Source organism: Actinomycetospora sp., from assembly GCF_036497245.1.
Lineage (GTDB): Bacteria > Actinomycetota > Actinomycetes > Mycobacteriales > Pseudonocardiaceae > Actinomycetospora.
Genome location: NZ_DASXJS010000071.1, coordinates 1 through 8478, shown reverse-complemented (window position 1 = coordinate 8478; position 8478 = coordinate 1). Strand labels below are relative to the sequence as shown.

Sequence of the window (8478 nt, the reverse complement as noted above, 5' to 3'; positions counted from 1 at the left end):
CGGAAACGGGGACAGGGACAGGGACAGGGACAGGGACAGGGACCGGCACTGGCACCGGCGCCGGCACCGAGCAGGCGTCCTGGGCCGAGGAGGCGGTCGCCGCGCACGCCGGCTCCGAGCACCTGCGTACCGAGGAGCAGGTGCTGGAGCGGATCGAGCGGGCCCGACGGCGCCGTCCGCGGGTCCGCGAGGAGCGGATCACGCTGGCGCACGGGGCCGGCGGGAAGGCGACGGGCACGCTGATCGAAGCGGTGTTCCTCGAGGCGTTCCGCAACCCGGAGCTCGAGCGGCTCGGCGACGCGGCCGCGGTCGGCGTCGGGTCGGCGCGGCTCGCGTTCACCACCGACTCCTACGTGGTCTCGCCGCTGTTCTTCCCCGGCGGCAACATCGGGGACCTCGCGGTGAACGGCACCGTCAACGACCTCGCGGTCTCCGGCGCCCGCCCGCTGCATCTCTCGGCGGGCTTCATCCTCGAGGAGGGCTTTCCCGTCGACGACCTGCGCCGGATCGTCGACACCATGGCTGCGGCCGCCGCCGCGGCGGGCGTGCAGATCGTGACCGGCGACACCAAGGTCGTGCAGCGCGGCAAGGCCGACGGCTGCTTCATCACGACGGCGGGCGTCGGGCTGCTCGACCGGCCCGTCACGCTCGACGCCTGCGCCGCCCGGCCCGGCGATGTGGTGATCGTCTCCGGCCCGATCGGCGACCACGGGGTGACCGTCATGCTCGCCCGCGGCGACCTCGACGTGGAGTCCGACCTGGTCTCCGACACCGCGCCGCTGCACGCCCTGTGCGCGGGCATCCTCGACGCGGGCGGCGACGGTGTGCGCGTCATGCGCGACGCCACGCGCGGCGGGGTCGCGACGATCCTCAACGAGGTCGCCAAGGCGTCGGGGGCCGCGGTCGTCGTCGACGAGGCCGCCGTCCCGGTGCGCACCGAGGTCACCGGCGCCTCCGAGCTGCTGGGGATCGACCCGCTGTACGTGGCGTGCGAGGGCCGGCTGGTGGCCGTGGTCGCGGCGGACCGCGTCGACGACGTGCTGGCCGCGATGCGGGCGGACCCGGCCGGTGCCGAGGCCGCCGTCATCGGGCGGGTGGCCGACGACCCACCCGGCCTCGTCCTGCTGCGCACGGCCTTCGGCGGCACGCGGATCGTCGACCTGCTCGTCGGGGACCCGCTGCCGCGGATCTGCTGACCCAGGACATCTAGCCCGGCGGCGCCAGGCCGAGCTGGCGCAGGAAGCTCAGCTCGTCCCACACCATCTCGTGCCTCAGGCCTCGGCTCGTACTTCGTAGGTCCCGATGCTTTCGATCTGGGCGGCCGATTCCGGTGGAGGCGTGTGCATCGCAGCCATCTTCTCGGCGTGTTCCTGCGTATCGAACAGGATCATGGCGTGTCCCGATCCTTCTCCTCCGCACCAGGTGCCCCTGACGAAGCCCGGAGCCGCCTTCGCCCCCGGCACGACGATCGTGGCGAGATCGTTCGTGGCCTCCTGGGCGCGGGCTGGATCAATGCGGGCAGTGACGACCACTGCATACATGGGTGCTCCTCCATGGATCATTAGGACCCGTTTCACGCGTCCTTGGTGACTCACCGTCCCACAATTGCGGGTGATCGTCGGAGTAAGCACACGAATGGCGGTGTCGCTCTCGCTCATTCGCTGAGATCAACGAGATACCGTTTCGCGGCGAATGTGCCCGATCTCCGGACAGAGTCGTCAGGCCGTCGTCGCGAGATGGCCGTCCGCGAGATCGAGGCTGCGGGACCGCAGGGCGGCCCGGACGTGCTGGTCGTACGCCTGGTCGTTCGCGCGGGCCGGGCGGAACCGGTCGAAGAACTCCCCGGTCGTGTGGGCGAGCGCGGGGTCGAGGGCGAGGCGGCGGGTCGCGTCGACTCCCGAGCTGAGCGTGTCGACGGTGCGGCCGATCTCGGAGGTGACGATCTTGGTCGGCATGTAGGTGCCGGGGTGCAGGGACGTGGCCGTCAGCTCGTGGGCTCCGAACCGCTCCGCGAGGTCGAAGCAGTGCATGACCTGCGCGAGCTTGCTCTGGGCGTAGGCCCGGGTGCCCGAGTACCCGCGCTCGAGCATGAGGTCGTCGAGGTCCAGCGGGTGCTGGCCGAGCGACGCGACGTGGACGACGCGCGCGGCGTGGTCCTCGGTCGCGGAGGCGCGCAACAGCGGGAGCAGGGTCTCGGTGAGCACGAAGGTCGCCAGGTAGTTCACCGCGAAGCGCAGTTCCAGGCCGTCGTGGCTGGTGCGGCGCTCGCGTCCGTCGGGCTCGCCGGATCCGATGCCCGCGTTGTTCACGAGGACGTCCAGCGTGTCGACGCCGCCCGCGATGGTGTCGCCCAGCCGGGCCACCTGGGCGAGGTCGGACAGGTCGGCGATCGCGGTGACCGGGCTCGGGCCACCGGCCGCGGTGACCTCGCCGGCGACCTGCTCGAGCTTCGCCGGGTCGCGCCCGTGCAGGACGAGCCGGATGTCGGCGTCGGCGGCGAGACGCAGGGCGAGGGACCGGCCGAGGCCGTCGGTGGCGCCGGTGATCGCGATGGTGGTGGTCATGCGGGTTCCTCCCGGGGGCGTTCGGCCCAGCCTAGAAATCCGGGTCGGTGTCGTACCGGGTCGGGCGCATGCCCTCCACGATCCGGAGACGCCGCGCGACGTCCTCCGCGGTGGCGCGAGCGGCGTCGGTGAGGTGGCCGGCGCGGTTGCGTCGCGGCGCCCAGGGCTCGGCGGCGCGCGAGAACGGGACGAGGGCGTCGGCGGGCACGCTGAACCCACCACCGGCCGGCGCGAGCGGTTCCGGGAGCTCGAGCTCCGTCTCGGGCTCGACCGTATGTCGGGCGCCCTGGGGGCTGATCCACTCGAACCGACCCGGATGGGGTTGGGTCAGGCTCCAGCCGCTGTCGGCGTCGTGCTTGAGCCGGTGGTGGTAACGGCACAGCGCGCCGAGATTGCCTCCGACGGTGAGTCCTCCGTAGAGCCAGTCGAGGGTGTGGTCGAGGTCGGCCGAGATCGCCGACCGGGTGCAGCCGGGGAAGCGACAGCACCGGTCCCGGCCGCGGACATAGCGGTCGAGCCTGGCTCTCGGGAGCCTGCGGCGAGCATCCGCGGTGCTGACCTCCGGATCGTCCTCGGGGGATCGGGCACGCAGCTCGGCCAGGGCGGCCTGTGCCTGCCGGATCAGGACGGCGTCGGTCCCGAGGTGTGCGGCGGCATCGAGGGAATCGAGCAGCCCGGCGGTAGCGGTGACCTCGACGACCTGGCGACGGTGGCGCCCCGTCGCCCCACCCCGATCTGTCGTCGGATGGACCATCAGCACGTCGACGAACTGCCCGGCGGCGTCGTAGAGGTGCACCCGCCACGACGCGTCCGGGCGCCGGCGAGCGAGCCGGCAGGCCGTGTCACCGGTTGCCGAGCCCCATCCGGGGATCTCGCCGGGCCGGCGATCCCGCCCGAGCAGGGTGGTGAGCGCGAGTCGGACCGCGACACCGCTCCGGAACGGCAGGGCTCCGGTCATGCACGTGTGGGGGTCATCGGCGACGGCGCTGTGAGAGCCGACATCCGGCTGATCCTCGGGATCGAGGTCGCGCGGGTCTTCGCCACGAGTGGCGTTGTCGGGGCCGCCACGCGGACCGTCTGGGCCTTCCGGCCCGCCGTCACGCGGTCCGTCGGCGTCATCGGGGCCGACATCGGGGCTGTCCGGCGGCTCGGGGGCGAGCTCGTCGGTGAGCGTCTCGACGACGGTAGCGTCGGCGGCGCCGAGCAGGTCGTGCTGGAGCAACCGGACGAACACATGGGACTGGACGACGCCGAGCGGGAGATCGCGTCCCCTGGCCCGCGCGGCGGCGTGCACGGCGTCGGCCAGCGCGACGACGTGGCCGTGAGCTTCGAGGGCGGGGTCGACCGGCAGGTCGAGTCCCGAGATCTCGGCGGCACCCGAGGGACCGATGCGCGCGACGACCCGGGCGCGGGCCTCGGCGGCCCTCCTGCGGGCCTCGGCCCAGTCTTCGTCGACCGACGCGGCGGTCTTCTCGGTCAGCGTGGCCAGAGCACCGTGGGGCAGCTCGGGCGCCCTGCCCAGCACCCGGGACACGACCAGCCGGGCCTGCTCGTCGTCGAGATCGCGCAGCGTGGAGACCAGGATCGCGGCCCTGGGCTCGTCCAGCCGGCCCTGGCGCATGGCCTCCCCGAGCGCGGGGAGGCGTTCGAGGATCTGGTGAGCGAAGTCGTAGCGCGCCGAGGCCATCGCGCTGGACCAGCCGAACGCGGCGGCAGCAGCCTGCGGGGCGCGGGGATCATCGACCCGCCGTGTGGTGGTGCCCGCCCCGGACCGGCAGGCCGAGAGCAGCCATCGGTAGCGCTGCCAGCCGGCGTGGTTGACCGCCCGGAACGCCGCGACCATCCCGGCATGCGCCAGCTCGCCCGGCAGTGAGTCCGGGTCGACGTCGAGGTCGAGCACCTCGCCCACTCCGCACGCCTGGGGCATGGTCGCTGTCATGACTCGAACACTAGTTCGAGGATCCGACAGTCACGCCTGGATCCAGCCGACCCCCGACTACTCCGATTCAGCGATCCACGAACCGCCGCGCCGCGTCGACCCGCTCCGTCAGCTCCGGGGAGACCACGAGCGGCACCGCGACCCACTGCCGCATGACCCGCTTCCCCATCCTCGGCAGCGTGCCCTCCCCGGAGGCCACGACCTCGGCCGCGGACGGCAGCTTCAGCGCCACCCGGTCACCCTGCCGGAACGCGAACGGCTGCCCGTCGGCGAGGAGGGTGTCGCGGCCGAACATCATCCGGCGCGTCACCCCGGCCACGCCGAGGGCGTCACGCGCCACCGATTCGAACGCATCGTCCGGATTCATGAGCTCCGCAACGTCTCCCGGACCAGCTCGCCGAGCACCTGGTAGACGGTCGTCTGCGCCTCCTGGATGCGGTGCACCGAGGACGACGGCATGACGAACAGGTGATCGACGGTGCCCGGCTCGGCCATCCGTCCGCCGTCGCCGCCTGCCAGCCCGACGGTGACCATCCCGATCCGTCGGGCCGCCGCGAGCCCGGCCAGTACGTTCGACGACCCGCCGCTGGTCGACAGCCCGAAAGCGATGTCACCCGCCCGCCCCGACGCGGCGATCTGGCGGGCGAAGACGACGTCGAACGACACGTCGTTGGACAGCGCCGTCAGCACCGCGACGTCGGCGGTCAGCGCGAGCGCGGGTAGTCCGGCGCCGGAGCGGTCCGGCGTCATGAACCACGCCGCGACCGCCTGCGCGTCAGTGCTGCTCCCGCCGTTGCCGAACGTGAAGAGCCGCCCGCCCGCGGCGAACGCGGCGACCATGGCCCCCGCGCACGCCGCGATCTGCTCGGCCTGCTCGCGCGCCACCTGGAGCCGCAGCCGGTCGATCTCGGCGACCTTGGCCCGCGTCGACGAGGCGACCTCGGCGAGCACCCGCTCGGCCGCCGCATCCCGGGCCGCCGCACCCTCGCCCGGGGAGTCCCCGGGCGAGGGGTAGAGGAACGGGTAGAGCGACTCGAGCCCGCTCATGCCGCGCTCCCCGGCAGCGAGTCCTGGTTCTCCAGGAAGACGTGCACCAGTTCCCAGAGGACGTGATAGATCGTCACGTGGATCTCCTTCACCACCGCGGGATCCGACGTCTGCGCGACGACGAGGTGGTCGATGTCCGGCGATCCGGCGAGCAGGCCGCCGTCGCCCCCGGCCAGTGCCACCGTCAGCAGGCCCCGCGCGTGCGCGACGCCCAGCGCGTGCGCGACGTTGGCGCAGTTCCCGTCGGGCGAGAGGCCCAGGGCGATGTCACCGGGAGCGGCCAGGGAGCGCAGCGGCGCGGCGAACGTCTCGCCGGGACCGCGGGCCGCGAGCGCCGCCGTGAGCGTCGCCGGGTCGTTGACCAGGGACACCGCGGGCAGGGCCCGCTTCCCGACGATCACCGGGTGCACGAACTCGACGGCGAGATGGGCGGCGTCGGCCGCCGCGGCGCCGTTGCCGAACGTCAACAGCCGCCCGCCCGCGTGGAACCGCCCGGCCATCGCCCGGCAGGCCGCCGCGACCACCTCCGCGTCGTCCGCGAGCGCGGCCGTCGCCGCACGACGGCGATCGAAGGCGGCGACGACGACGGTGGCGTCGACGGTGGGGTCGACCGGCCCGGTCATGACGCCATCCGCACGTCGCGCGCCGCGGCCACCGCGACCTGGCCCAGGCTGATCCCGCCGTCGTTGCACGGCACCCGACTCGGCACGAGCACCTCCAGTCCGGCGCCCTCGAGCCCGGTGCGGACCCGCTCGAGGAGCACCTCGTTGACGAACACCCCGCCGGAGAGCGCGGCCGTCCCGACCCCGCGCTCGCCCGCGGCCGCGACCACCGCCAGCACGGTCGCGTCCGCGAGCCCGCGGTGGAACCGTGCCGCGATCCGCCCGACGTCGACCCCCGCACGCAGATCCTCGGCGGCGGCCCGCACCAGATCGGTGCCGGACAGCACGCCATCGGTCAGGCCCATCGGGTAGCCGCCGACCTCCGAGACGTCGACCCGCTGCTCGAGCTCGATCGCCGCCTGGCCCTCGTAGGTCACGGTGTCGCGGACGCCGAGCAGCGCGGCGACGGCGTCGAACAACCGCCCGACGCTGGACGTGGGCGGTGAGCCCGTCCCGCGACGGGCCAGGGAGACGACCGCGTCCCAGCGCTCCGCGTGCCGCTCGCGGACGGCGAGGCCGGGCTCGTCGGGCAGGTGCGCGGCAACCATCCGCCACGGTTCGCGGATCGCCGCGGGCCCGCCCGGCAACGGCACGCACGCCAGGTGCCCGACCCGCTCGAACCCCGCGAGGTCGGCCAGCAGCAGCTCGCCGCCCCAGATCGTGCCGTCGGTGCCGAGCCCGGTGCCGTCGAACGCGACGCCGAGCACGGGCCCGTCGTCGGGGGTCCGGCCGTGCTCGGCCAGGCACGACGCGACGTGCGCGTGGTGGTGCTGCACGCCGACGAGCTCGACGCCGTCGTCCTCGTCGGCCCGCGCGAGGGCCTCCTTCGTCGAGAGGTACTCGGGGTGGAGGTCGTGCGCGAGGACGGCGGGCTCGACGGCGAAGAGCCGCGCGAGGTGGCCGGTCATGTGCCGGAACGAGCGCAGCGCCTCGGGGTTGGTGAGGTCGCCCAGGTGCGGCGAGAGGAAGGCCCGCCTGCCGCGGACGAGGCAGACCGTGCTCTTCACCTCGGCACCCAGGCCGAGGACCGGCCGGGGGGCGGCGAACCCGAGCGGCACCGGCTCCGGCGCGTATCCCCGCGCGCGCCGCACCGGCAGCTCGGCGCCGCGGTGCATGCGGACCACCGAGTCCTCGGTGCGCACGTGGATCGGGCGGTCGTGGGTGAGGAAGCCGTCCGCGAGCGGCCCCAGCCGGGCCAGGGCGTCGTCGTCGTCGACCGCGATCGGCTCGTCGGAGAGGTTGCCGCTCGTCAGTACGAACGGCACCCCGAGCTCGGCGGCGAGCAGGTGGTGCAGCGGGGTGTAGGGGAGCATGACGCCGAGGTCGCGGTTGCCGGGTGCGACGGACCGCGCGACGCGGGCCTCGGGACGCCGTCGCAGCAGCGTGATCGGGCGGCGCCGCGACGCGAGCACACCCGCGGCAGCGTCGTCGACGACCACGAGCACGCCGGCGGCGGCCACGTCACCGACCATCACCGCGAACGCCTTCTCCTCGCGGTGCTTGCCCGCCCGCAGCCGGGCGACGGCGGACTCGTCGTCGGCCCGGGCCGCGAGGTGGTAGCCCCCGAGGCCCTTGACCGCGAGCACGGCGCCCCCGCCGAGCAGCGCGGCGGCTCCCCGCAGTGCCGCGTCGCCCCCCAGGTCGTCGGGACCGCGGAGCCGCAGTGTCGGTCCGCAGGCGGGGCAGCAGGTCGGCTGCGCGTGGAAGCGCCGGTCGGCGGGGTCGTGGTACTCGACGGCGCACGCGGCGCACATCGCGAAGCCGGCCATCGTCGTGGTCGCCCGGTCGTAGGGGACGTCGCGGACGATCGTGAACCGCGGGCCGCAGTGCGTGCAGTTGACGAACGGGTAGCGGTACCGGCGGTCGGCCGGGTCGGCCATCTCGGCGAGGCAGTCCTCGCAGGTGGCGGTGTCGGCGGAGACGAGCGCCTCGCGGTGCCAGGTCACGGCGCTCGCGCCGATGACGAACGCGCGCTCCCCCCGCGGGGCCAGCGCCGCCGTCGTGACGGACTCGACGACGGCGAGGGCGGGCGGGCGGCGTCGCAGGGCGTCGAGGAACGCGTCGATGCCCTCGACCCGGCCCTCGACCTCGGCGACGACGCCGGTGTCGTCGTTGCCGACGAACCCGCCGAGCCCGTGGGCGGTGGCGAGCGCGTGCACGAAGGGCCGGAACCCGACCCCCTGCACGATCCCGGAGACCTGCACCCGCAGTCGGCAGCGGTCGACGGTCGTCACGACCCGGGCCGCGGCGGCACGACGGGAGCCGG

At 74.1% G+C, this 8478-nt stretch carries 8 protein-coding genes; 1 reads left to right on the top strand and 7 read right to left on the bottom strand.

All coding sequences use genetic code 11. From position 1 onward, the window contains the following. The first annotated feature begins 122 nt into the window (after positions 1 to 122). The gene (hypE, locus tag VGI02_RS07720) at positions 123 to 1196 is read left to right on the top strand and encodes a hydrogenase expression/formation protein HypE (RefSeq protein ID WP_331626714.1); all 1074 of its coding nucleotides are present in this window, start codon (positions 123 to 125) and stop codon (positions 1194 to 1196) included. A gap of 75 nt (positions 1197 to 1271) precedes the next feature. Here hypE and VGI02_RS07715 read toward each other — a convergent pair whose 3' ends face one another. From VGI02_RS07715 to hypF, 7 genes are all read right to left on the bottom strand, one after another. Beyond that, positions 1272 to 1541, bottom strand: coding sequence for a hypothetical protein (locus VGI02_RS07715; protein WP_331626712.1), 270 nt, complete (start codon positions 1539 to 1541; stop codon positions 1272 to 1274). Between the two features lie 177 nt (positions 1542 to 1718). Beyond that, complete coding sequence (locus VGI02_RS07710) at positions 1719 to 2564, bottom strand: SDR family NAD(P)-dependent oxidoreductase (RefSeq protein ID WP_331626711.1); 846 nt, start codon at positions 2562 to 2564, stop codon at positions 1719 to 1721. Between the two features lie 31 nt (positions 2565 to 2595). Beyond that, positions 2596 to 4503: a DUF222 domain-containing protein gene (locus VGI02_RS07705; protein WP_331626710.1), complete on the bottom strand. Its 1908-nt coding sequence runs from the start codon at positions 4501 to 4503 to the stop codon at positions 2596 to 2598. 67 nt (positions 4504 to 4570) lie between these two features. Beyond that, entirely contained in the window at positions 4571 to 4870 is a 300-nt protein-coding gene (locus VGI02_RS07700; RefSeq protein ID WP_331626709.1) for a hypothetical protein, read from the bottom strand. After that, positions 4867 to 5550 carry a D-sedoheptulose-7-phosphate isomerase gene (locus tag VGI02_RS07695; RefSeq protein WP_331626708.1) on the bottom strand — a complete coding sequence of 228 codons (684 nt, stop codon included), beginning with the start codon at positions 5548 to 5550 and terminating at the stop codon, positions 4867 to 4869. The genes VGI02_RS07700 and VGI02_RS07695 overlap by 4 nt, the downstream gene beginning before the upstream one ends. Then, the gene (locus tag VGI02_RS07690; RefSeq protein ID WP_331626706.1) at positions 5547 to 6173 is read right to left on the bottom strand and encodes an SIS domain-containing protein; all 627 of its coding nucleotides are present in this window, start codon (positions 6171 to 6173) and stop codon (positions 5547 to 5549) included. The genes VGI02_RS07695 and VGI02_RS07690 overlap by 4 nt, the downstream gene beginning before the upstream one ends. Further along, positions 6170 to 8446 carry a carbamoyltransferase HypF gene (gene hypF, locus VGI02_RS07685; protein WP_331626713.1) on the bottom strand — a complete coding sequence of 759 codons (2277 nt, stop codon included), beginning with the start codon at positions 8444 to 8446 and terminating at the stop codon, positions 6170 to 6172. The genes VGI02_RS07690 and hypF overlap by 4 nt, the downstream gene beginning before the upstream one ends. Positions 8447 to 8478: the final 32 nt, after the last annotated feature.

Bases quoted from the DNA above. Each gene is read 5' to 3' on its own strand.
- VGI02_RS07700 (WP_331626709.1), bottom strand. From the start codon at position 4,870: ATGAATCCGGACGATGCGTTCGAATCGGTGGCGCGTGACGCCCTCGGC.
- VGI02_RS07690 (WP_331626706.1), bottom strand. From the start codon at position 6,173: ATGACCGGGCCGGTCGACCCCACCGTCGACGCCACCGTCGTCGTCGCC.
- VGI02_RS07705 (WP_331626710.1), bottom strand. From the start codon at position 4,503: ATGACAGCGACCATGCCCCAGGCGTGCGGAGTGGGCGAGGTGCTCGAC.
- VGI02_RS07715 (WP_331626712.1), bottom strand. From the start codon at position 1,541: ATGTATGCAGTGGTCGTCACTGCCCGCATTGATCCAGCCCGCGCCCAG.
- VGI02_RS07695 (WP_331626708.1), bottom strand. From the start codon at position 5,550: ATGAGCGGGCTCGAGTCGCTCTACCCGTTCCTCTACCCCTCGCCCGGG.
- VGI02_RS07710 (WP_331626711.1), bottom strand. From the start codon at position 2,564: ATGACCACCACCATCGCGATCACCGGCGCCACCGACGGCCTCGGCCGG.